This window comes from Paenarthrobacter sp. AT5 (genome assembly GCF_032764245.1).
Lineage (GTDB): Bacteria > Actinomycetota > Actinomycetes > Actinomycetales > Micrococcaceae > Arthrobacter > Arthrobacter ureafaciens.
This window is the reverse complement of the sequence record NZ_CP136441.1, coordinates 3,634,183-3,656,895: the sequence shown is the minus strand read 5'-3', so window position 1 is coordinate 3,656,895 and position 22,713 is coordinate 3,634,183. Positions and strand designations below refer to the sequence as shown.

General features: G+C 61.5%; 18 protein-coding genes. 10 read left to right on the top strand and 8 right to left on the bottom strand.

Annotated features, from left to right (window positions below; all coding sequences use genetic code 11):
• The first annotated feature begins 344 nt into the window (after nt 1–344).
• Nucleotides 345–905, top strand: a complete 561-nt coding sequence (locus RI444_RS16985) for an acyltransferase (RefSeq protein ID WP_179011786.1) — start codon at nt 345–347, stop codon at nt 903–905.
• Here the strand turns inward: RI444_RS16985 and RI444_RS16980 are convergent.
• From RI444_RS16980 to RI444_RS16955, 6 genes are all read right to left on the bottom strand, one after another.
• Entirely contained in the window at nt 895–2,016 is a 1,122-nt protein-coding gene (locus RI444_RS16980) for a hypothetical protein (protein ID WP_207605621.1), read from the bottom strand. The genes RI444_RS16985 and RI444_RS16980 overlap by 11 nt on opposite strands.
• 141 nt (nt 2,017–2,157) lie before the next feature.
• Nucleotides 2,158–3,312 (bottom strand): non-hydrolyzing UDP-N-acetylglucosamine 2-epimerase, encoded by a 1,155-nt coding sequence (wecB, locus tag RI444_RS16975; protein ID WP_179011789.1) that lies wholly within the window; start codon nt 3,310–3,312, stop codon nt 2,158–2,160.
• Between the two features lie 90 nt (nt 3,313–3,402).
• Complete coding sequence (locus RI444_RS16970) at nt 3,403–3,744, bottom strand: hypothetical protein (RefSeq protein ID WP_207605622.1); 342 nt, start codon at nt 3,742–3,744, stop codon at nt 3,403–3,405.
• A 125-nt stretch (nt 3,745–3,869) separates the two neighbouring features.
• Nucleotides 3,870–5,516 carry a hypothetical protein gene (locus RI444_RS16965; protein ID WP_207605623.1) on the bottom strand — a complete coding sequence of 549 codons (1,647 nt, stop codon included), beginning with the start codon at nt 5,514–5,516 and terminating at the stop codon, nt 3,870–3,872.
• 185 nt (nt 5,517–5,701) lie between these two features.
• Nucleotides 5,702–6,277 (bottom strand): YdcF family protein, encoded by a 576-nt coding sequence (locus tag RI444_RS16960; protein ID WP_242703221.1) that lies wholly within the window; start codon nt 6,275–6,277, stop codon nt 5,702–5,704.
• Between the two features lie 48 nt (nt 6,278–6,325).
• Complete coding sequence (locus RI444_RS16955; protein WP_021472251.1) at nt 6,326–6,790, bottom strand: Lrp/AsnC family transcriptional regulator; 465 nt, start codon at nt 6,788–6,790, stop codon at nt 6,326–6,328.
• 170 nt (nt 6,791–6,960) lie between these two features.
• Here RI444_RS16955 and pdhA point away from each other — a divergent pair, with 170 nt between their 5' ends.
• From pdhA to RI444_RS16915, 8 genes are all read left to right on the top strand, one after another.
• The gene (gene pdhA / locus RI444_RS16950) at nt 6,961–8,154 is read left to right on the top strand and encodes a pyruvate dehydrogenase (acetyl-transferring) E1 component subunit alpha (RefSeq protein ID WP_207605624.1); all 1,194 of its coding nucleotides are present in this window, start codon (nt 6,961–6,963) and stop codon (nt 8,152–8,154) included.
• Nucleotides 8,151–9,239, top strand: a complete 1,089-nt coding sequence (locus tag RI444_RS16945; protein ID WP_021472253.1) for an alpha-ketoacid dehydrogenase subunit beta — start codon at nt 8,151–8,153, stop codon at nt 9,237–9,239. Before pdhA ends, RI444_RS16945 begins: the two co-directional genes overlap by 4 nt.
• 2 nt (nt 9,240–9,241) lie before the next feature.
• On the top strand, nt 9,242–10,726 hold the full coding sequence (locus tag RI444_RS16940) for a dihydrolipoamide acetyltransferase family protein (protein WP_207605625.1): 1,485 nt from the start codon (nt 9,242–9,244) through the stop codon (nt 10,724–10,726).
• Nucleotides 10,727–10,937: 211 nt separating this feature from the next.
• The gene (locus tag RI444_RS16935) at nt 10,938–13,169 is read left to right on the top strand and encodes a S8 family serine peptidase (protein ID WP_242703222.1); all 2,232 of its coding nucleotides are present in this window, start codon (nt 10,938–10,940) and stop codon (nt 13,167–13,169) included.
• An 82-nt stretch (nt 13,170–13,251) separates the two neighbouring features.
• Complete coding sequence (locus RI444_RS16930) at nt 13,252–14,151, top strand: MBL fold metallo-hydrolase (protein ID WP_031216511.1); 900 nt, start codon at nt 13,252–13,254, stop codon at nt 14,149–14,151.
• A gap of 116 nt (nt 14,152–14,267) precedes the next feature.
• A complete protein-coding gene (locus RI444_RS16925; RefSeq protein WP_207605626.1) occupies nt 14,268–15,476 on the top strand; it encodes a hypothetical protein in 1,209 nt (402 codons plus the stop codon).
• Between the two features lie 101 nt (nt 15,477–15,577).
• Nucleotides 15,578–17,068 carry a cell wall anchor protein gene (locus RI444_RS16920; protein WP_207605627.1) on the top strand — a complete coding sequence of 497 codons (1,491 nt, stop codon included), beginning with the start codon at nt 15,578–15,580 and terminating at the stop codon, nt 17,066–17,068.
• Between the two features lie 401 nt (nt 17,069–17,469).
• On the top strand, nt 17,470–18,687 hold the full coding sequence (locus RI444_RS16915; protein WP_207605628.1) for an MFS transporter: 1,218 nt from the start codon (nt 17,470–17,472) through the stop codon (nt 18,685–18,687).
• A gap of 64 nt (nt 18,688–18,751) precedes the next feature.
• Here the strand turns inward: RI444_RS16915 and RI444_RS16910 are convergent, their stop codons facing one another.
• Nucleotides 18,752–20,296 carry a M28 family peptidase gene (locus RI444_RS16910; protein ID WP_207605629.1) on the bottom strand — a complete coding sequence of 515 codons (1,545 nt, stop codon included), beginning with the start codon at nt 20,294–20,296 and terminating at the stop codon, nt 18,752–18,754.
• Between the two features lie 294 nt (nt 20,297–20,590).
• On the opposite strand from RI444_RS16910, the gene RI444_RS16905 reads away from it, so the two are divergent.
• Nucleotides 20,591–21,520 (top strand): hypothetical protein, encoded by a 930-nt coding sequence (locus tag RI444_RS16905; protein ID WP_207605630.1) that lies wholly within the window; start codon nt 20,591–20,593, stop codon nt 21,518–21,520.
• Between the two features lie 276 nt (nt 21,521–21,796).
• On the opposite strand, the gene RI444_RS16900 is transcribed toward RI444_RS16905, so the two are convergent.
• The gene (locus tag RI444_RS16900; protein WP_207605631.1) at nt 21,797–22,708 is read right to left on the bottom strand and encodes a phosphatase PAP2 family protein; all 912 of its coding nucleotides are present in this window, start codon (nt 22,706–22,708) and stop codon (nt 21,797–21,799) included.
• Nucleotides 22,709–22,713: the final 5 nt, after the last annotated feature.

Below are 22,713 nucleotides of genomic sequence, written 5' to 3'. Positions count from 1 at the left end.
TGAAGCTGCGTTTCCACGTCGGGTGTGTTTGATGCAGCTGTACTCAGACCCCGAGGTTACGGCCAACTTTGTATACGTGCAGAATAGTGGCGATATTCACCATATGAATCATCACTTCTCACCGTTTCACGAAGTCGCAGGCGAGCGACCTGGCGCCCACTTCATTGTTGAACACGAATCGGATTCGCATTCCGCTCCTTCGAAGGAACGCGTGAATCAGGAGCTCGATGCTTGCCTAACGCGTACGAACGCCGAATAGCTCCACTGCACTTACGCTTAATTGCAGCTTCCATGTTGCCCAATTCTTAAACCGCGTTGTATGCGCCCTACGAATGGAGTCCTGCGTGCAGGAATTAAAACTTGAGATTTCTCATCTCAAGCGGCAGATTACTGAACTTCAGAAGCAGTTGAGAGCCATCTCGCCAAGAACAGATGTTTGGTTGCCGCCTGACACTTTTGTCGGAGATAACTGTACTATCGCGCCGACTGTCCAGTTTATGTCTGGTGAGGATCGTGAGATTCGTATAGGTGCGCGTACAAACATCTATCGAGGGACCGAAATTACGGGCCCAGTCACTATCGGCAGTGGATGTTTGGTAAACCGGGACGGCTACCTGCGGAGCAACACAACGCTTGGTGATAATGTCATGGTAGGGCCGTTTACCCGGTTCGTTACCGACTCCCATGAGATAGGTCCTTCCTCCAAACGCGGCGGTGCCAATAAGTGGCCGCCCATCGTTGTAGGGGATGGAACATGGATTGGTGCTAGCGTGACAATTCTTGGGGGTGTCTCCATTGGAAAAGGTTGTATTATTGCGGCAGGCGCTGTGGTTATCTCCGATATTCCCGACAACAGCTTGGCAGGCGGGGTGCCCGCAAGAATTATTAGGAAGCTCAACGAGTAGCAGCCGCTGTAGGCGTTGAGGTTTTTAGGCTGGTATTCAAGAGGATGTCGGAGAGGAAACCGGCAAAAGTAGCTGCTTTGCGATAAAGGGATGTAACGGGTGTCCGTCCATCGTTCTGCAAGGCTTTGGGGCGCAGGGTCTCGATACCAGTCACCTCAATTCCGTGTTCAACGGCCAGTAAACGTTGACGTACGTAATTTTGCGAATAGGGTGAGTAGGGAAATTGCGCGAACGCTAACGGGATCTCCCATACGTTAGCCCAGTCGCGTGACCATGAGGGTGCTTCCGAATCATCAGACGGCCCGTGCGCCAGTCGTCCTGCAACTGTTTTGAGAGCTGTAGACAGGACCTTCGACCATTCGGTCCGGAGGCCGGGTTCGAGCGTTCGGCAAATGGGCATCCCAAATGCGATGATTGTCGCTTGATAGGCTAAACTCGCTCCGACCGCTACCTGTCCGTCCCAAGATTCCGCATAGGGCCACCAGCCCTCTTTCCACGCACCGAACCGGGACTGAACATGGTTGATCACAAGTCGTGTCTGGTCAAGAAACCGGTCGTCACCGGTTAGTTCGTACGCCCGGGATAGGGTTAGTGCGGCGTAGACGTCGCCATTCAGAACGTCGACATGTCTAGCTTGCGAGCTCTTGTATATGGCCCCTGGGTTCTCTAGAGAAACTTGGGTAAGTATATATTCGGCGGAGGCGACGAGTGCCTTTTTGGCCGCAAGGTTGTTTGTAATTTGGTGGACGTAGTAGAGAGCGTTGGCTGAAGCTCCGATTTCTGCGATGTCCTGGAGATCGGGTGCATCAAGTGGTTGATTGTAGCTGCTTGAGAAAGATCCGTTGGGGTTCTGACGCAGGCTGGCATCCTCCGTGAGAAGCTGGGCCACACGGTCACTGTCGTTGTCATTCAGAAGGTGATCGAGTGCGAATAGGGCAGCGACCTGAACTTGAGTGCAACACGTGGCCGGCAGGGCTGTATCCGGGTCGATAATCGTGTAGGAATTCGGTTCATTGTTTGGATCTCGAAGTGAATGAAAGTAGCCCACCAAAGGTCCGACGATTTTCTTGAGGCTTTCGGGCTCAATCAATGTGCTGTGAAAATCGATCAAGTCTTACACGCCCCTTGCATATGGATCTCTAACTGATCTCGTTCATGCTAGCAGTCGATGAAGAGCAGCAGCGCCGCCACATGAGCTGGGGCAACGCTGCTACGAACTCAACTTCCTACTGGATCAATGCGCTTGTTGGACTCAAGCTATGCCAGCAACGTCGAACTCGTCGGTCCGTGTACCCACTCCAAGCAGTTGGGCCACAGCCGCAACTGTTCGCTCGGCGGCCTTACCGTCGCCGTAGGGGTTGACGGCGTTGGCCATTGCATCAAAGGCGTCCTGCTGGTTGAGAAGGCGGTCGACCTCTTTGACGATGGTTTCTTCGTCGGTGCCGATGAGGGAGACAGTCCCCGCGGTTACCGCTTCGGGACGTTCAGTGTTATCACGCATCACTAGAACGGGTTTGCCTAGGCTCGGGGCTTCTTCCTGCACTCCGCCGGAGTCGGTGAGGACGATGTGGGCCATTGAAAGCATGCGTGTGAACTCTCCATAGGCCAAGGGTTCCGTCACCACGACGTTCTCCTTGCCTTCCAGCGCAGGCAGAACTGCTTCCCGTACCACCGGGTTTTTGTGTGCCGGCAGCACGATAACCAGGTCAGGCTCAGCTTCGGCAATTCGTGCCAGCGCACGGCCCACTCCGCGCATTGCGTCGCCTTGGTTCTCACGACGGTGGGTCGTCACCAGAAGGATCCGCCGGCCGCTGGCAGCGAGATCTTCAAGCTGTGGATCGCTGAACGGGATCTCCTTGTCCACAGTGGTGAGCAGGGCATCAATAACCGAATTACCGGTGACTACGATGTCCTCTTCTGCGATACCTTCCGCAAGCAGGTTGGCTTTGCTGGTGCTTGTCGGTGCCAAGTGGAGGCTGGCGATCTGGCTTGTGATTTTGCGGTTGGCCTCTTCGGGGAACGGCGAGAAAAGGTCACCGCTTCGGAGACCAGCTTCAACGTGGACCACCGGGATGCCGTGGTAGAAGGCGGCAATGGCGCCGGCTGTGGAAGTGGTGGTGTCACCTTGGACAATGACGGCGTCCGGCTTCTTTTCCGCGAAGAGCTTGTCCAGACCGTCGATGGTCCGTGTCATGATGGCGGACAGGGACTGCCGCGGCTGGAGGATGTTCAGGTCATGATCCGGTTCGATGCCGAAGAGTTCATTAACTTGGTCAAGCATCTCGCGGTGCTGACCCGTAACCGTCACAATGCAGTCGAAATCAGCAGACTCTTGGAAGGCACTGACAATCGGAGCCATCTTGATGGCTTCGGGACGGGTGCCGAAGATTGGCATGACGCTGGGCATGGATTTCCCCCGGAAGTGACGTTGAGTGACTTCCCGATGCTATCTCACGGCCACTGTTGCTTCTGAATCGTGTGAACCTGGGGCGCAGCCTCACTGACCAAATATCAAGGTCAGTGCCAAAATAGGAATACTGACTGAGACAAGAATCACGATGGCCAGCGCAATGCGGCGCTTCCGTTGTAGCGCCGCCTCATCCGTCAGGCCATTGTGCTCATCATGCCGGGCAGAAGGAGTGTGTTCAATTTCGAGTTGAGCCGCTGATGGCTCGGGGCGTTCAACCATCTGAATCTCTGCATGGCCGGCCGCCGGTACGCTGCGCTGGGCTACAGCTCCGGTCATCAAGGAGGCGGGAATTTCAGCCCGGAGACGACGCTTGCGGAGGTGCCGCGGAGCTGGCAGTACGGCTGCCGTTTGCCGGATTTCGTCCGTCACGTCGCACTCCTCAGCTATGGCGAATCAATCAGTACCATCACCAATTCTTGCACCAGAGCTATTGGTCGCGACAATCTCGGGTGCTGCTGGTGGCCCCGCGTGCGGCGCCACCAGCAGGACGAGCATTACCCGCGGTCGGAGTACAGGGCGTCGTTCTTGACGCCCGATCCATTCACGACGTCGATGAAATAATGCTTACCGATTCCCAGCGAGGTGTTGCCCAACTTAGCGGTGACGGACTCCAAGAGTGGGTTGATCCCGAGCTGCGTGCCGTAGGAGGGGTTGTAGTTCGATGCGGTGACGGTCTTGTCTTGCACCCTGCCGTTGGTGTCCGTCCACTGAACCCTGATCGTGCCGCCGCTGAGGTTGTGGCCGGTGACCAGAACATCGCCGTTCCCGTAGAAGATGGAATCAGTGATGAGAGGCGTCGTACCGCCCGCCTTGAGCCGATCAAGCATGGGGGTCCACGTTCCTGTGCAGGTGAAGTACGGATCCCACATGAATGAGATGACCTTCACCGGGGTGTTTCCCAGTTGTTGCACCTGCTTGTCGATTCTTGCCTTAGTGGTCTGTCCACGGGTGCTGTTGTCACAAGGGTTCTGGGAGGTTAACGGAGCCATGCCCTCCAGGTTTGCCCACAGCTGGGCGTTCGTTCCGCGTACGCCTTCGGACAACGCCCAGAAGTAGTCCCTGGTTGGTGCCAGGTACTTGCTGCTCCAGGTGCCGCTGCCAACGATTGACGCCGCAAACGAATCAACATTGTTGTTGCTCTCGCTCGAGAAGAACGATCCGCCCTTGCCGGTGCCCATTCCGTCCTGTACAGCGATTGACATCCTGACGCCGTTTGAGGTCTTGGCGATCTTGTTGACGGCATTGCGGGCCTGGCTGACCGTCACCCGACCCGAGAACGCCGACCGTGAGTCAATGTAGGGACTGACCACGGCTGTCCGCCCTGGTTGGTATTGGGCAATCCTGGAGTTCTGCATTCGGTACAGGCTGAGCACGGGTTCCCAGACCGCCCCGTCACTCAGCGGCATCTCCGTGTGGTGGTAGAAGCCCGCCAGCCCTGGCACGTTGTTCACGTTTGATTGGTAGATCAGGAAGCGCGCAGTGAAGAGCGACAACGTGGCCTGGTAGGACAGATCCGGGAGGTAGGTGACGTCAGTGCGATTGATGGGCGCAGGAAGGCCAGCGTAGTACTTCATTCCCAAATCAGTGGCCGCTTTCCCGACAGACACCGAAAGAGAGTTGGTTCCGCCGTTGATGACCACAACGTCGTAAGTTCCGCTCGGTGAATTGCATCCACTGCCTTCGACCGGCAAAACCATGATCGTGTAGACAACAGAGCCAGCCGTGACTGTCTTGTCCCTGGCACAAATGAAAGACTTTGCACCCCACGAGCTGCCATCTGAATAGGTGAAATATCTCTTCACCTTCACTCCCGAGGCTGCGGCCGTAGCGCAATTGACTCCGGAGATCTTGCAGTCGGTTGGAATGCTCGAAAGAGTAGCTGGTTTCAAACGGGAACCGAAGGTGATGACGGTGTCTCCGCCAACGGACTTGATGTCAGTGAGTTTTTTGGTGTTGACCGCGTCGCTGGTGCTTCCATAGATGAAGTAACCGCTGATCGGATACACAGGGGTAACGGCTGCGCGCGCCGGCTGGCCGTGAAGGAAACCCAGGAGAAGGGCAGCCGCCGCCAAGGCGGCAGCGATGAAGTGACGGGCTCTTGGAGACGGAGGGCTGAACGACTCGGCTCTATAAACGGCCACGGCGGATCCTTGGACTCGTAGGGCTGAGACCTTGGACCTATGGCAAAAGAATGACTGCAGGGGCGGCAATACTCAATGGTTTTACCGGATCCTTCAAGGTCCGGAAAAACTATTCGAAAGCCTGTGAATATTTGACTTCGCCTTCCAACCCGGTCAGGACGACATGACAAGACCGGTCACCGCATTCAGCGTCCCGAGTCACACTCCGGCTGCATCCAGACGTCCAACAGCCCGCCCGTTTCCACCACGAAACGGTCCAACCAGGCCCCGGCCGTCATGTCCGGTTCGGAACCCACCATCTGCACATCCGCGGCCACGCATTGGTGCATCAGGGTGCCGGCACGCATCACGTGGTAATCGGAGGTGACCACCGTGATGGACTTCCAGCCGTACTCTGCAGCGAGACTGGCGACGGCGTCCGCCTCACCCCGGGTGTTCAACGGCTCCGGGCGGAAGCATAGAAGGCCGGGATCTTCCTGACCCTCGCGGCACAAAGCATCGCCCTCAAGGTTGCCGGACAGCCCGGTGGTAGACACCACCAGCACGGGGATGTCCAAGGCCTCCTGAAGGTCCTGGGCAACAGGCAAGCGCTCACGGCTCAGGCCGCCCAGCACCACAATTGCATCAGTGCGATGCGGGGACACTTGGGGAGGGTTGGCGAAGAACTGGATCGCCAAAAGCAGCCAGAGAACAAAAGCCGCAGCAGCCGCCATAAGAACCCGCGTTAGGACACGGGGCAGCGCGGCTGTTTTTGTGGGCACGGGGACAGTTTATGGTTCCGCGGGCAAGGCGCCCGCCATGAACGAAACCTACCTGGTATCCACGTCCTCAAAAACAAGGAAAGTCTGCGTATCCAGCACGCCATCCATTGACTGAAGTTGGTCGAAGATCACACGGCGCAGGTGAATGTTGTCCGTCGCCCGGACCAGGAGGATCACATCAAAGTCACCGCCCACCAAAGCGATGTGGTACACCTCCGGGATAGCGCGCAACTGCTCCTTGAGCTCACGCCAGGAGTGCTGCTGCACCTTCAGCGTGACGTAGGCGGAGGATCTCAAGCCGGCCTTGATCGGATCAACCAAGGCCGTGAACTTGGTGATCACCCCTTCGCCGGTGAGCCGGGCAAGGCGGGAATAGGCGTGGGCCCGGCTGATGTGGACGTTTTCCGCTACTTGGGTGATGGACATGCGCCCGTCCGTGGTCAGCTCCCGGATGATGTCCCGGTCCACGCTGTCCAGGGGAACGGCGGTCTGCTCCGCCTCGGCCTCACTCATGGCACTCCAATTCGTCTACAACAGCGGCTCGTTACCCAGCTCACATTTACAATTCGTCTTTCAGAATAGCCCTTCTTGACAAGCTGTTCCATGATTCCGTCCAAAGCTGGATACGAAACATCCCGGAGGAACATACTGGAAGCACATAGTGCCCAGAGAAGGACGGACCAATGACGATCCATGCAGACCGCCCTGTGCCGGAAACGGCGGTGGAAGACCAGGCTGCTGACGTGCGGAGGAAATTCGGCATCAGCGTCGAGGATTACATGCTTCCCGCCCGTCACCAGATCCAGATGGTGAACCCCGACGGAACCCTCCGCTCCAAAGAGGAGCAGGGCACCGAACCCGGCCACGAGTACCCCACCCCCGACGATTCCGAACTGCTGGCAGCTTACGAGCGCCTCGTCGTCGGGCGTCGGGTCAACGACCAGAACTCAGCGCTGGTCCGGCAGGGCCGCATGGCCGTATACCCCTCGAGCCACGGCCAGGAAGCCTGCCAGGTGGCAGCTGCCATGTGCCTCAGCGAAGGTGACTGGCTGTTCCCGACCTACCGTGACGCCGTCGCCGTCATGACCCGCGGCGTTGACCCCGTGGAAGTCATGACCATCTTCCGCGGTGACTGGCACGGCGGCTACGACCCCAAGGAACACAACGTCGGCATCCAGTGCACGCCGCTCACAACCCAGCTGCTGCACGCCGTCGGCGTTGCGCACGCCGCGAAGCTGCGCGGCGAGGACACGGTAGTCATGGCGATGTGCGGCGACGGTGCCACCAGCGAAGGCGACTTCCACGAAGCCCTCAACTTCGCGGCAGTCTTCCACCTGCCCGTCATCTTCTTCGTGCAGAACAACAAGTACGCCATCTCCGTGCCGTTGAGCCACCAGTCCGTGGCGCCGTCGCTGGCGCACAAAGCAGTCGGTTACGGCATGGCCGGTGAGCGCGTGGACGGCAACGACCTCGTCGCGCTGCTGGCCGTCATGGACCGCGCCGTGAAGCTGGCCCGCGAAGGTTCGGGACCGCTGCTCATCGAAGCGCACACCTACCGCATGCAGGCACACACCAACGCCGACGACGCCACCCGCTACCGCCCGGAAAGCGAAGTTGCCGAGTGGCAGGCCAAGGACCCGCTGACCCGTATGAAGGCCTACCTGACGGACAAGGGCCTCTTGGATGACGACGCCAACAGCCGCATCGCCGATCACGCCGAAGCTGTGGCAACCCAGCTCCGGGAGGGACTGGGCGAGGACGTCCCCGTCCAGCCGATGGACCTCTTCAAGTACGTCTTCTCCAAGCCAACGCCGCAGCTCAAGGAGCAGTCCGAGCTGCTCGCTGACGAACTCGCCCGCGAGGAGGGTGCAAAATGACTGTGACTACCTCTGCCAACGGAAACGTCAGCGCCGCCACGGCCAGCGCGGCAGCTTCCGCCGCTGCAACTGCCGAAGCCGCCGGTCCGCAGTCCATCACCATGGCAAAGGCGCTCAACACTGCCATGGCCGATGCCATGCGTGCCGACTCCTCCGTCCTCGTCTTCGGTGAGGACGTCGGAAGGCTCGGCGGCGTCTTCCGCATCACGGACGGCCTCATGGCCGAATTCGGCGAAGAACGCTGCTTCGATACTCCGCTGGCCGAATCCGGCATCGTCGGCATGGCAGTGGGCATGGCCATCAACGGCATGCGGCCCGTCATCGAAATGCAGTTCGACGCCTTCGCCTACCCGGCCTTCGAACAGATCGTCAGCCACGTGGCTAAAATGCACAACCGCACCAAGGGCAAGCTCAAGATGCCCATGGTCATCCGGGTGCCCTACGCCGGCGGCATCGGGGGAGTGGAGCACCACTGTGATTCCTCCGAGTCCTACTACGCCCACACGGCCGGGCTGAAGGTCTACACCCCCGCCACCGTCGCCGACGGTTACCGGATGCTGCGCGAAGCCATCGACTCCGATGATCCCGTGATGTTCATGGAGCCCAAGAAGCTCTACTGGTCCAAGGACCTTGTGGACCTGGATGCGCTCAGGGCAGAGCACGACGCCGGAACCTCCACCGAGGGCCGCGCCGCCGTCGCGCGTCCCGGCACTGACGCGACGCTGATCGCCTACGGCCCGTCGGTCCCCACCGCGCTCGCCGCCGCTGCGGCCGCCGCCGAAGAGGGCCGGTCCCTGGAAGTCATCGACGTCCGCACCATCGTTCCTTTCGATGACGAGACCGTCTGCGCGTCCGTGCGAAAGACGGGACGCGCCGTCGTGATCGCCGAAGCGCACGGCTTCGCCTCCGTGTCCTCCGAGATCGTGGCCCGCGTGCAGGAGCGTGCATTCCATTACTTGGCCGCGCCCATCCGCCGCGTCACCGGCTTCGACGTTCCGTTCCCGTCTCCCAAGTTGGAGCACTACTACCTGCCCAGCGTCGACCGTATCCTCGACGCCGTAGACGACCTTCAGTGGGAGGACTGACCATGAGCTCAGAACTGCAAGTGTTCCGCCTGCCCGACCTCGGCGAAGGCCTTACCGAGGCGGAGCTCGTGAACTGGCTGGTTGCCGTCGGCGACCAGATCAAGGTGGACCAGCCGATCGCCGAAGTCGAAACCGCCAAATCCATGGTTGAGGTGCCCTCGCCGTACGCGGGCACGGTTGCCGAGCTGCACGGCCAAGCAGGCGAAACGCTCGACGTCGGCAAGCCGCTGATCTCGATCGCCCCCGTGGGTGCCACTCCGGCTGAGCCCAAAGCGCCCGCTGCGACGGACGACGCCGTCTCCACCGGTGTTGTCACCGACGCTGAGGCATCCGCCGCTGCCGAGACGTACCGGACTGAGGAGAAGGCCGGTTCCGGCAACGTCCTCATCGGGTACGGGACGCCCGGTGGCGTGACCGGAGGCCGCACCCGTCCGCGGAAGGGGAGCGTCGCCGTCGTTGATGCTGCTCCTCCTGTTGCTGCCCCGGGGGCCTCTGTTGCCGCTCCGGAAGCTCCCATGGAACCGGCCGTTGCCGGGACGCGCATCCCCGGAAAGCTCAGTGCCGTGATCTCGCCGTTGGTCCGGAAAATGGCACGTGATCACGGGGTATCGCTGGAGGCCATCAACGGTTCAGGCGCCAGCGGGCTGATCATGCGCCGTGATGTTGAGGCAGCGATTTCAGCTCCTGAGGCACCGGCCGCACCTTCGGCTCCTGCCCAGGCTCCCGCCGAGGCTGCTGCTCCGGTTGCAGCTTCAGGTGACCTTGATAGTCGTACGGGACTTGCCGTCTCCGCCCGCACTCCGGTACGCGGCGTGCGGAAGGCCGTGGCTGCCAACATGACCAAGAGCCGCACGGAGATCCCCGAGGCCACAGTGTGGGTGGACGTTGATGCCACCGCGCTGCTGGACATGCGGGCCGAGCTGAAGAAGCGCTCGCCGCACGATACCCCCGGGCTGCTGGCATTCATCGCTCGTTTTGTCACGGCTGGGTTAAAAAAGTATCCGGCGCTCAACACGCGCTTTGAGACCGGGACTGACGGGTCCCAGGAGATCGTCGGGTTCGACGGCATCAACCTCGGCTTCGCTGCACAGACTGATCGGGGATTGGTTGTACCGTCCGTCCGCAACGCGCATCAGCTCAGCGCCCGCGAACTGGACGCGGAGATCCGGCGACTCACCGCCGTCGCGCGTGAAGGGAAGGCGACGCCCACCGAACTCGGCTCGGGCACCTTCACCCTGAACAACTACGGCGTGTTCGGCGTTGACGGATCCGCGGCCATCATCAACTACCCCGAGGTGGCGATGCTCGGCGTGGGCCGGATCATCGACAAGCCCTGGGTGGTAAGCGGTGAGCTCGCTGTCCGGAAGGTCACTGAGCTGACTCTCGCGTTCGACCATCGGGTCTGCGACGGGGAGACGGCCGCAGGTTTCCTCCGGTACGTTGCGGACTGCATCGAGAACCCGGGCGGCGCGCTCGCGGATATGTAGTTCAGGACCTCGTTTCTCAGAAGGACCCCGGCACATTGTCGGGGTCCTTCTGATTGTGACTTCGGGTGAGTCCCGGAGCCTTGTCATAAATCTCCATCGACTGGAGATGGCGGATTTTCTGCTTACAATTCGGTGGGGGTCAGCTGGTGGTCTCCAGTCTGCCCGCGATCCGCCGCCATGGTTGGTCGCGCTGTCCCGAGGATGCCGAATCATGGTTACGAGCCCCGCCAAGCAATCATTGAGATTTACGGGGATGGCCACGGCCACGCTCCTTTTGGCGGGCGGGTTGGCCAGCGGGTTTGCTGTTCAGCCGGCGATGGCCGATGACGGAGACATTCTTCCGGCCGCACCGCAGGCGCTGCAGCCTGCCGACGAGGTGAAGACCGACCAATTCATCGTTGGTATCAAAGACAACACCGTTCAAGCGGTCAAAGCCGCAGTGGAAGAAGCCGCGGGCAATGCGGCATCAAAACTAGGTGTCGCCGCAAAGGGCCTCCGGGACACGGCCACCGGCGGGCACGTCGTCAAGCTCGATGAGCCGCTCTCGGCAGTCGAAGCCGAGAAGTTCGTGCAATCCCTGCGGCTTGATCCGGACGTCGCCTATGCCGAGCCGGACGCGGTCATGCAGATCGCTGCTGCACCGAATGACACGTATTTCAACGAACAGTGGAACCTGTGGGAGAGCCCGGGCGGGATCCGCGCTACAAGTGCTTGGGACTACACCCGCGGCGAGGGCGTAGTAGTCGCCGTAGTGGATACCGGCATCACGCCGCACCCCGATCTGGATACCAACGTACTCCCGGGGTACGACATGATCGCCAACGCAGCCGACGCGCGCGACGGGAACGGCCGGGATCCCGATCCCACTGACATGGGTGACTGGGCTCCGGCAGATGAATGCGCGGTAGACAGCCCGGCTGAGAAATCTTCCTGGCACGGCACTCACGTGGCGGGAACCATTGCAGCGGCGGGAAGTAACAGCCGCGGCGTCACTGGCGTGGCTCCCGGAGCGAAGATCCTTCCCGTCAGGGCGATGTCCTTCTGCGGCGGCTACACATCCGATATTGCCGATTCCATCGTCTGGGCTGCCGGTGGCGTGGTGACGGGCGTACCGGTCAACCCCAATCCGGCTAAGGTCATCAACCTCAGCGTTGCAGGCGCCAGCGCCTGTTCCGCCACCTACCAAAACGCAATTAACTTCGCCCACAACTCAGGAGCGGCCGTGGTGGCGGCGGTTGGAAACTCCAACAAGTCTGCCGCCGATTTCAGTCCTGCAAACTGCCAAAACGTCATCGCAGTCGCAGCCAGCGACAGGGCCGGAGCCCGGACGTACTACTCCAACTACGGAAGCAACGTAGACGTTACGGCGCCCGGCGGCGACATGAGAACGGACCCCTTGAGCGGGATTCTGTCCACCTACAACACGGGCACCACCGGGAAGGCGGAGCCCGCCTACGCGTTCGTGCAGGGAACCTCCATGGCAGCCCCTCACGTGTCCGGTGTGGCCGCTCTCCTGATCTCCGCGCAAGGAGGCTCCCTGGCTCCGGCTACTTTGGAGCAGCAACTCAAAGACAGTGCCCGGCCCCTTCCCGGCGGTTGCACCGGAGGATGTGGAGCCGGGCTGGTGGATGCCGCGGCAGCCCTGATTGCCTACGATGGCAACCCTCCGGTGGCTCCTTCGCCGGCCACCAAGATCACCGACTTCAACGGCGACGGTAAGCCCGACGTGCTGGCCCGCGACACTGCGGGTGCGTTGTGGCTGTACCCGGGCAATGGTTCCGGTGGCTGGCTTGCTGCCAGGCAGATTGGATCGGGCTGGAACGTCATGACAGCCATCGAGGCTCCGGGCGACTTCAACGGAGACGGCAAAGCTGATGTCATCGCCCGTGATTCCAAGGGCGCGTTGTGGCTGTACCCGGGGAACGGTTCCGGTGGTTGGCTTGCTGCCAGGCAGATCGGTTCGGGCTGGAACGTCATGTCCGCCATTGAAGCTCCCGGTGATTTCAACGGAGATGGTAAAGCCGATGTCATCGCCCGCGACGGTAACGGCGTCCTCTGGCTGTACCCGGGCAACGGTAGCGGTGGCTGGCTTGCCGCCAAGCAGATCGGCTGGGGGTGGAATGTCATGACTGCCATCGACGGCCCGGGCGACTTCAACGGTGACGGCAACGCCGACGTCCTGGCACGAAACTCGTCCGGAGGGCTTCTGCTGTACCCGGGAAACGGGGCCGGTGGCTGGCTTGCCGCCAAGCAAATTGGCTGGGGCTGGGATGTCATGACGGCCATTGAAGGGCCGGGCGACTTCAACGGTGACGGCCAGATGGACGTGCTTGCACGGAATGCTTCCGGCAACTTGTTCCTTTACGAGGGCTACGGGTCGAACGGATTCTTCCGCTCATACCAGGTCGGTTCGGGCTGGAACATCATGAACGTCATCCTGTAGACCGCAAGGTCCGGGGGTGTCTCTTCCGCGATCTCCCAGCTTCGCGCGGGTAGAGTAGAGGCCTGAACATCGCCGGATTTGCATGGATACGGAGAACTCATTGTCAGCTTGGCTAGAACTCGGACCGGACCACTACGTCTTGGAAACCGAGGGGTCCTTACTCAATACCGGACTAGTGGTGGGCTCCGAGCTCGCCATGGTGATCGACACGGGTTGCGGGCCACGCCAAGGGCGCGAGATCCTCGCAGCAGTTCGTGAAAAGACCCAGCTTCCGCTGGTTGTGGTGAACACCCACGCACACTATGACCACTTCTTCGGTAACGCAGTTTTCGCGGACGACGGCGTCACAGAGTTCTGGGCGCACGCCAACTGTGCGGCAACCATCGAGAAAGACGGCGATCTTCAACGGCGTTTCGTCGCCACCAATGAGCCGGAGATGGCTGCGGGGGAGGGCGACGCCGTCGAGATCGTTGTCCCCAATGCGATTGTCCGCGACCAGCCTGTACTGGTGGACCTGGGCGGAATCACCGCCACCCTGTTCTACCTCGGCCGGGCGCACACCGATGGCGACCTCCTGGTGGGCACCAACTCGACCCTGTTCGTCGGTGACTTGGTGGAGCAGGGGGCGCACCCGTCCTTCGAGGATTCCTACCCCGAGGAATGGGCAGATGTGCTGCGGCACATTTCAGCTCTGCGCCACCGTTATGAGCACTTGGTCCCGGGCCACGGAATGCCCGCGAGCGACGAGTTCGTGAAGACCATGGCCAACACCATGAGCACCGCTGTCCGGCAGGCGACGCAATCCATCCGGGACATGCCCGCCGACGCCACCAAGGCAATCCCCGTGCTGCCCTATGGGCCGGAACAATCCCGCTGGTTCATCAAGCGGCTCCAGGAGACCCAAGCGGAGGGGCGCGCAGCCGGTGGCTCACTTGCGTCTGCAGATTTCGGGCCGGAGAAAACGGGCTTCTACCCGTCGTAAGCAAAGGTTACTTACAAAAACTTCGCCTTAAACCCCCAAAAACCATGGACTAGCAGGCTGAGCCGGTCCTAGGATGAAGTCGACCATCGGTTTGCGACTACCTGGGGGGTGTCGAGATGAAGGCCATACACGCGTTCCCGCGTGCTGCTCGGATTCTCCGCTCCGTCATGATCGCAGGAGCCGGCGCTGCCGCTTGGGTGGCACTCTCCACTAGCGCAGCCAGTGCCGATACAGGCAACTCCGGCTCACTCCTGGGCGAACTGAAATCCTCAGTGACCTCCACCGTGTCGTCTGCCGGAGGCAGTGTCTCCGCGCAGCTGGACAAAACGCTGTCCGCGACAACAGGTGCGGTAAAGAGCAGCGGAGCAGCCGTCAGCGGCGTTGTGTCGCCGAAGTCGACGCCTCCAACAGTCAGCGTTCCGGTGCCCGACCTTCCTTTGCCGGCGGCCATCAAGCCCGCGGTACCCACCCGGGTCGCTGTGCCTGTTCCCGCTGTGACACCCGTGATTGAACAGGTGGTTGCCTCTGCAGACAACGTCGTGAGCACCCTGCCGGTGGTCAACGAAGTTGTTTCGCCGGGCACCCTCGGCACAGTAGTAGATTCAACCGTTACGCCCGTGACGGGAACGGTGGATGACGCCGTCGGAGAACTGGTACCGACGGTCAACGAGGTTGTGACGCCCATAGGCTTGGCACCGGTTACGGACGTAGCTTCGCCCGTTGTGCAGCCGATCGTGGACGTCGTGGACACCGTGGTTCCGCCGGTCGACGGCGTGATTCCGCCCGTTGACGGAGTCATTCCTCCAGTGACGGGACAAGGTCCGGCGCTTCCTGCTCTCCCCGGGACAGGCGGTTCCGACGCGCCTTTGACCCCGGCGGGTCCTGAGGGAACCGCCCCGGTACCACCCGCCGTCGTACTTCCTTCCGCCGCTGAAACGGCAAGCCCTGTAGCCCCGGAAGCGGGCAATGCCGGGCAAAGCGACACCTCGTTCCTTGCCGGAGGCTCAGCTGTTCCAAGTCTTCTGCGGTTCCCGCTGACCTCCTCATGGAACCAGGCAGCCGTGTCCGGCGGGACGAGCGCATCCGTACCTGCCGCCGTCGGCGGTGGTGTCCCGGGTGACCTTCCGACCGGCCCTGAGAGTACCCCTGTTTCCGGTGCCACAGCCGGCTCGGGAACTTCCTCCAACGGCCCTCCGAACCAGGCAGCGGCGGTCCTCGCCGGCAGCCTCATCATCCCTGCGAGCCTTATCTCCGGCTTCGCATCCGCAGGCGACCAGCAGCATCCCAAGCCGGTGTCTTTTGATCCCGGCTCATCTCCTGACTAGTTCCCCCACCGCGCCGTTGCTGCGAGCACGGCAGACGGGACATCGGACCATCCGGCAATCGGGCGGTCTCTGGGAACAAAGACCTTCAGGAGAAGATCACAATGAATGCAACATTCCGCAGGTGCCTCATTGGCACATGCTTTGCCGGGGGCCTGATCGCCGTCGGTGCTACAGCTGCAAATGCCGCCGATACGAGCGGCCAGGACGGAGTCCTTTCCGGAACACAAGTGGTGGCTCCGGTAACGGCCCCCATCAACGTGGGATCAACCGCTTTGGGCCTTTTGGGAGACTCGTCCGCAACGTCGACTGCTCCGGCTGCCGCCCCGGCACAAGGCGCATCGACGAGCCCCACCACCGACGGTTCGTCGTCAGTGGCCTCGGGGACACAGATTGTCGCTCCGGTTACGGCGCCCATAAACCTGGGCCCGTCATCAGTGGGTCTGCTGGGGGGCTCCACTGCGACGGGCCCAGCTACAACTGCCGCTCCGGCCCCCACAGGGCAGGCAGCGAGCACCAGCGGGTCGGATGGCATTGCCTCCGGCACGCAGATAGTTGCTCCGGTGACGGTCCCCGTGACTGTCGGTTCAACATCGGCGGGTCTGTTGGGGGACTCATCGGCGTCTACAACACCCGCTGCAACAACGGCTGCGCCGGCCCAAGCGCCAGCGCAGGCAACGACGTCGGGAGATGGCAGCATCGCGTCCGGCGCTCAGGTAGTGGCTCCGATATCGGTCCCTGTTAATGTCGGGGCCACTGCCGTGGGTGTTGGCGGCGACTCTTCCGCTACTACCGGCGGTACGTCGGCGGCTCCGGAGGGTTCGGCTCCTGCGGCGCCGGGTGCGACGACGAGTGGTTCTGATGGTGTTGCTTCCGGAACCCAGGTGGTTACGCCGATCACTGCGCCGGTGACTGTTGGTTCGGTTTCGGCCGGTGTGCTGGGCGACTCGGCCGTTACTGCCGGCGGTACGTCGGCGGCTCCGGAGGGTTCGGCTCCTGCGGCGCCGGGCACGAACGGAACAACGTCCGGAGACAACGGGCTGCTGTCGGGAACGCAGGTCATCGTTCCGATCACCGCCCCGGTGACCCTTGGATCGACTTCGGTAGGCATTGGTGGGGAATCCGTTGGAACGGTAACGCCGCCGGTTGTGAACCCTCCGGTAGTTGAGCCTCCTGTGGTTGAACCGCCTGTTGTGAACCCTCCGGTCGTCGAACCGCCTGTTGTGAACCCGCCTGTTGATACTCCACCGACCACCGGCGGTCCCAGCACCGGCGTTCCCGGCACTGACGGCCCCTCAACCGGAGGTGGCAGCACCGGTGGAGTCGACACTGTAATCACAACCCCCGGTCTCGACACCGGTATCTCAGGCGCTACAGCCGGTTTCAACGACACTATGGTGGGCACGGCGACTGTAGCCTCCGCCAGCACCAAGGGTGCGATGGGCGCAGGGTCAACTGCCGCCGTCGTAAGTTCCGCCGGACTGGCAGCCACGGGGCTGAACCAGAGCTTCATCCTCTGGGCCGTTGGACTGGCTTTGCTCGGCCTGGTGCTCACTGTGGCGGGCCGCATGAAGACCGTAGCGCTCCGTCGCTAACGCGCGGCTAGGGGGATAGTTGTTGCGGTCCCGGTCTCCGGGACCGCAACAACCGCGCTGCTAGGTCGACGTGACTTCATCCGACCTGTAGGAGGTTATTAGAGGGTCACTTGCCCCTTCGATATTGATCTCTACCGTTACCCGGTCCTTATGGCACTCAATGACTTTCGCATCGAAGGTGCGCTTTCCGAACGGGACTTTGACCGAGCTGCCCAAGGTGAAGGCTTGGTTGGCCGCATGGGTCTTGCTCTTCGCGCTACCAGAGCGCCCGCGTGTTACTGACATGTCGCGTTTATCCTCCTCACCAAGGTGCATTGCCGGTCAATGTCTTTAAGTATGCTCCAACCACTTTGTCCATGGCGGAAGCCAAACCGTTGAGGTGCGGTCCTAGGATGAAGGGGATGACAAGCACCCGAGCAGACCAAAACTTCAGCCTTCGCAGCGTGGCCCTCCCGGCCTTCGGGCCGGCCCTGCTGTTCTGTAGCGGTGAAGGGGCCGTGCTGCCGGTCATTGCCCTGTCAGCGCGGGACCTGGGTGCTTCCGTTGCTGTCTCGGCATTGATCGTCACGTTGATCGGTCTTGGATCGTGGCTCTTCAACATCCCGGCCTCGATCATCACCATCAAGTTTGGTGAACGCTGGGCCATTGTCGGAGCAGGTGCGGCAGGGGCCTTGGCGCTGGGGGCAGCTGCTTTTGCACCCCAGTTTGAGCACGGTATCTGGTTGCTCGCGGCGGCGATGACGTTGGTGGGCATGTGTTCCAGCGTCTTCAACCTTGCCCGGCAGAAGTACCTCACCGAGGCCGTGCCCGTCATGTACCGTGCCCGGGCACTTTCGACGCTGGGCGGGGTCACCAGGATCGGCATCTTCATCGGCCCGTTCATCGGTGCTGCCGTCATGCAGTTCGCCGGAATCAGCGGAGCCTACTGGGTGGGCTTTGCCGGGATGGTGGCGGCCGCAGCGTTATCGCTGACCATCCCGGAGCTCGTGGCTCCCGGAACGTCCGACGGCGGCCCGGTACCACCGGCGTCGACGCTCCGGCAGGTTGCCGCGTCCCATGCCGCGGTGTTCCTGTCCGTGGGATTCGGCATACTGCTGCTCAGCGCACTGCGGGCATCACGGCAGGTGGTTATCCCGCTATGGGCTGACCACTTGGGGATGGATGCGACGCACGCCTCGCTGATCTTCGGGTTGTCCGGCGCGATCGACATGCTGGTGTTCTACCCGGCGGGAAAGCTGATGGACCGCAAGGGCCGGCAATGGGTGGCCGTCCCGTCCACCGTGATCATGGGCGCTGCACTGGTCCTGATCCCGTTCACGGGCGCATTTGTTCCGCTGCTCCTGGTGGCACTCTTGATCGGCTTCGGCAACGGCATCAGCTCCGGGCTGATCATGACTTTGGGAGCCGACTTCTCACCGGACAACGGGCGGAGCCATTTCCTGGGGATCTGGCGCTTCATCGCTGACGCGGGGGCAACCGGTGGCCCCGTGCTGCTCTCAGGGCTGACGGCCGCCGTATCCCTCGCAGCCGGGGTGTGGGCGACCGGTTTGTTGGGCTTTGCCGCGGCGATCGTTTTCGCCATTGCCATACCCCGGTTGAAACACCGCAGGAACTATTAGAGAGCGGCTGCAGATCCACCTCTCGGTAGACCTGCAGCCGCCCGGGACTGGGTAGGTAGGAAGGCTAGCGGACTGCCTTGCTGCCCTTGAACTCCATGCTCAGCTTTCCGCCCTTGCCGTTGGCCGTACCGTTGACCGCGGACTGCGTCATGGCGAACGTCAACGTAGCATGGGCAACGGCGTCCGCCATTTGCTCCAAAACAGCTGTGTTGATGTTGTCGATGTCATCGCAGGCCTGGTGATAACAGGGGTCGTAGGCAACACCGGCCGTGCCACCATAGACGGCAGCTTGCTCGGCAGTCTTTATCTCCTCGGCACCGGTAAACAGACCACCGGCAGGAATGCCGTTCTCGATGAACCCGAAGTAGTCCGAACGTCCGTCAAACTCCGTAGGTTCGGTAGCCAACCCTTGCGAAGCGAAGTAGTCGAGGAAGGTCTTTTCGATCTGCGCGGAACCGTTGGGACCGGCCGTACCGAGCTGCTTGCCGTCACCGTCGTAAACAAAGCGGACGGGGTTCGGCGAGGCAACCATGTCGAAGTTCAGGTTCAGGGCATGGTTCTTCAGGTCTGCCTTGCTGAGCTGCGCCACGTAGTAGTCGGAACCGATCAGGCCGTCCTCCTCACCGCTCCACCAAGCAAACCTGACCCTGTTTTCGGGGGTGATGCCCAGCTTCGAGAACTGCAGGGCAGTCTCCAGGATGGTTGCCGAGCCGGAGCCGTTGTCATTGATGCCGGGGCCTTCGGCAACAGAGTCCAGGTGTGCGCCCACCAGCACGGTGCGGTCAGTCCGGCCCGTGGTGTCGGCCAGGACGTTGAAGGTTTCTATCGGCTGAGTGTCGCCGGAAACCATCACCCGTGCGGTGGCTCCCGGTAGTCCGGCCAGTTCCTCACCAACGGCAAAGCTCGTGCCTACCGTCGGGATGGTTACCTCCGGGTTATCCGCAGTCGGAGCACCCAAGGTCCCGTCAACCCTGTCCAGCCGGTCATCGGCGTCGCCCTGATTGAAGATGATGACCGCCGAGGCTCCGGCAGCTTGGGCGTTCACGGCCTTGGTGTTGAAGGGACAGGTGCCGCGCTGGATGAGGGCGATATTCCCCGCTGTAAAGCCTGCGAAGTCAGCAGCTTCACAACCGCTGGTGGAAGCACGGTCACCGGACAAGTTGATATCTACTGCCGTTACGGTGCCGCTGACATCTCCGAAACCCGAGTAGGACATGGCCGCGAACTCGTCTGCCGTGTACGTGCGGGGTGTTGGTGTCAGCCGTTCGAAGGCCTCGCCGGTGAGGTTGAATTTCACGTAATCAAAGTATTGCCGTTGCGGGGTGTAACCGGCCGCCCTCAGTTGGGACTCGATGTACTCGGCAGAAGCCTCGTGGCCGGAGGAACCTGCAGTGCGGTTGCCGTCGTTGGCCTCCGCGATGGCCTGTAGCTGCTCAAGGTGATCGACGATTGCGCCTGCCGAGACAGCATCCCGTAACGCTTGTGTGTCCGTGGCTGTGGCAGCCAGTGCCGGCGGCGTCAGCGCGACAGAAAGAAGGGCCGACGTTGCCGCTCCGGCAGCGAGGACCCTGAACTTTTTCCTGGTTAGCAGATGGTGCGTTGTGTGCATTTCATGCATCTCCCTGATCGGACCCGGTATCTGGTGGCCGGGCGCGGTAGCGCAGAATCTACTACTCGGAAGTAATACGGTGAAGCCTTGTTATATTCAGCCGGATAGGCAAGGGGCGGAATTTGTAGCGACGCCCAACCACCCGCCGTCGTGCTTTATCGCTTCCGCGCCGCCATGCCGAACAGCCAGATGCTGCCCAGCGATACCCGGCTGAGGCACCGCAGGAATTACTGAGCTTTGTTGGAGGTGTCACAGAGTTCGAGCAGGCCAGACAGCCGCAGCTAGACTACCGGGGTGCCAGAAAACCAAGCCCCTGAAACCGCCGAGTCCTTTACCTACGCGGATCTTCGAGGGTTCCTGTCCGCGGATGAAATCCCTGCCGGCCAAATTGAAATCCAGTACCAGGGGCTTCCACTGGAAATCCTGAACATTCCTGCCGAATCAGACACCACGCTCGTTTGCCTCCATGGAGCGGCAGAGAAGGACGTGCGTTTGCCGTGGTTCCTGGGCAAGGGAGTCACGGCAGGACTCCCAGTGAACAAGATCTTTATCTCGGATCCAAGCCTTCGAAAATCGAAGGACTTCAACATCGGTTGGTATGCGGGTTCAAAGCAGCAGCCGGACCTCCAGGAAATTCTCGCGGATGTTATTCGGCGGATCGTGAGGGAAACCGGTGGGTACAACGTAGTGTTCTTCGGCAGCTCGGCCGGCGGATACGCCAGTCTGGCACTGTCCAGGTTCTTCCCCACGTGCCTGGCGCTCGCAATCAATCCCCAGACCTCGATCTCGCGCTTCTATCCTGGTGCGGTGGGGCGTTACATGACAGAAGCGTGGGAAATGCCTGACACGGAGATGACTGCGCTCCCGGCTTCCGTGGCTCACAACCTGATCCCTGCTTATTCGGCGGGCTTCGATCACACGGTTGCCTTGGTACAGAACGCTAAGGACTGGTTCCACATCCAAAACCATCAACTACCCTTCGTGGACGCGGTGGGCGGCTCACCCAATCTGCACATGCTGATGGACCGTTGGGGCCCGGACACGGGGGATGGGCACACGCCTCCGCCCAAGGAACTGGTGCGTGCATGGTTCGAAGAGCTGGCCACTTGCCACGGCGATTGGGCTTCCGGGTTGGCCGCTGCCGGGTTCCAGTCGGAAACAACGCCGCCGGACGTAAAACGACGTGTGATAGATACAGCTCCGCCGAAGTCAGAGAAACCCTAGGCACCGATATCAACAGATAGAACTTGTGTCGCTCACACCCATCAACCGTGATGCCATGGCGGCCGTCCTCTACCGGACGCCGTAGCCCGGGAGCGCTGGCCCAGGGTTCGGCGCCGGAACTGTAGAACACCAAAGACGATGGCAACGATCCCCATGATGCCTAACGCCCATAACCGTAAGCTGCTGTGGCCGATCAGCAATTGACTGGCAGCCGTCACGCTGGCAACAACGCCGAAGGCGAGCAGTAGCCACCAGGGGCGTCTCATGTCTGCGTACTTATCGCTTCCTCGCCGCCATGCCGAACAGCCAGATGCTGCCCAGCGCGGAGAGGTAGCCGGCGAGCACAATAAACGCAGTGCCGGCCCAGAAGTAGTCCACGGTGCTGTCCGTACTGAGCCCGGGCATCACTTGCAGCAGTGAGTACGCGGCAACGGCGCCTGCGGCCAGCACGGCGAAAACGGTGAGCATCACCCACAGCCGGGAGGACGCCCAGTGCTCTCCGTAACCACGCCACAGGTTCCATTGGTTCCCGCTGCGGAGGATGAGCCACCCGGCGGGGAGCATGACGGCGCCCACCACGAGGAATGCCGCTACCACGTCGGCGGGGCGGTGCCATTGGTTGATGAGCGTCGAAACGCCGGTGGCCACGGCGAACGTGCTTCCGAGGAAACCGGCCAGGGGCCGCCAGCGCGGCGAAACCATGAGGAATACCGCGGCGGCGGCTGACGCGGCCAAAGTAGTGTGCCCCGAGGGGAGTGAGTTCAGCTCCAGCGTCTGGACGCCACGGTCCGGGCGGTCGGGAATGATGAACTTGAGGACCTGCGTTGCGACGTTGGCCGCAATGCAGGCCACGACGGCGATGCCCGCGGCCGTCCAGCGCCGTCGGGCGACAGTCACGAACAGAACCACGACGGCGGCAATGACCAGGGAAGTGACTGGCAGCGCGTCCAGGAATCCCGTGGAGGCCTTGCCCGCCGAGCCGCTGAGCTCCTTGGCCTCGACCAGGGCTGACTCGTCGATGAACTGCCCCATGGTGGTGCGGACAAAGAAGTAATACGTGGCAAACAGGCCGACCATGCACGCGACGGTCAGCAGGCAGAACAAGAAGCCCGTGCCCGCGCCTGCTGCACGCTCCTTGAGTGGCCGTTTGCTCGACCTTCCGCCTACCCGGAACTGCTGGGAACTCATTGTTC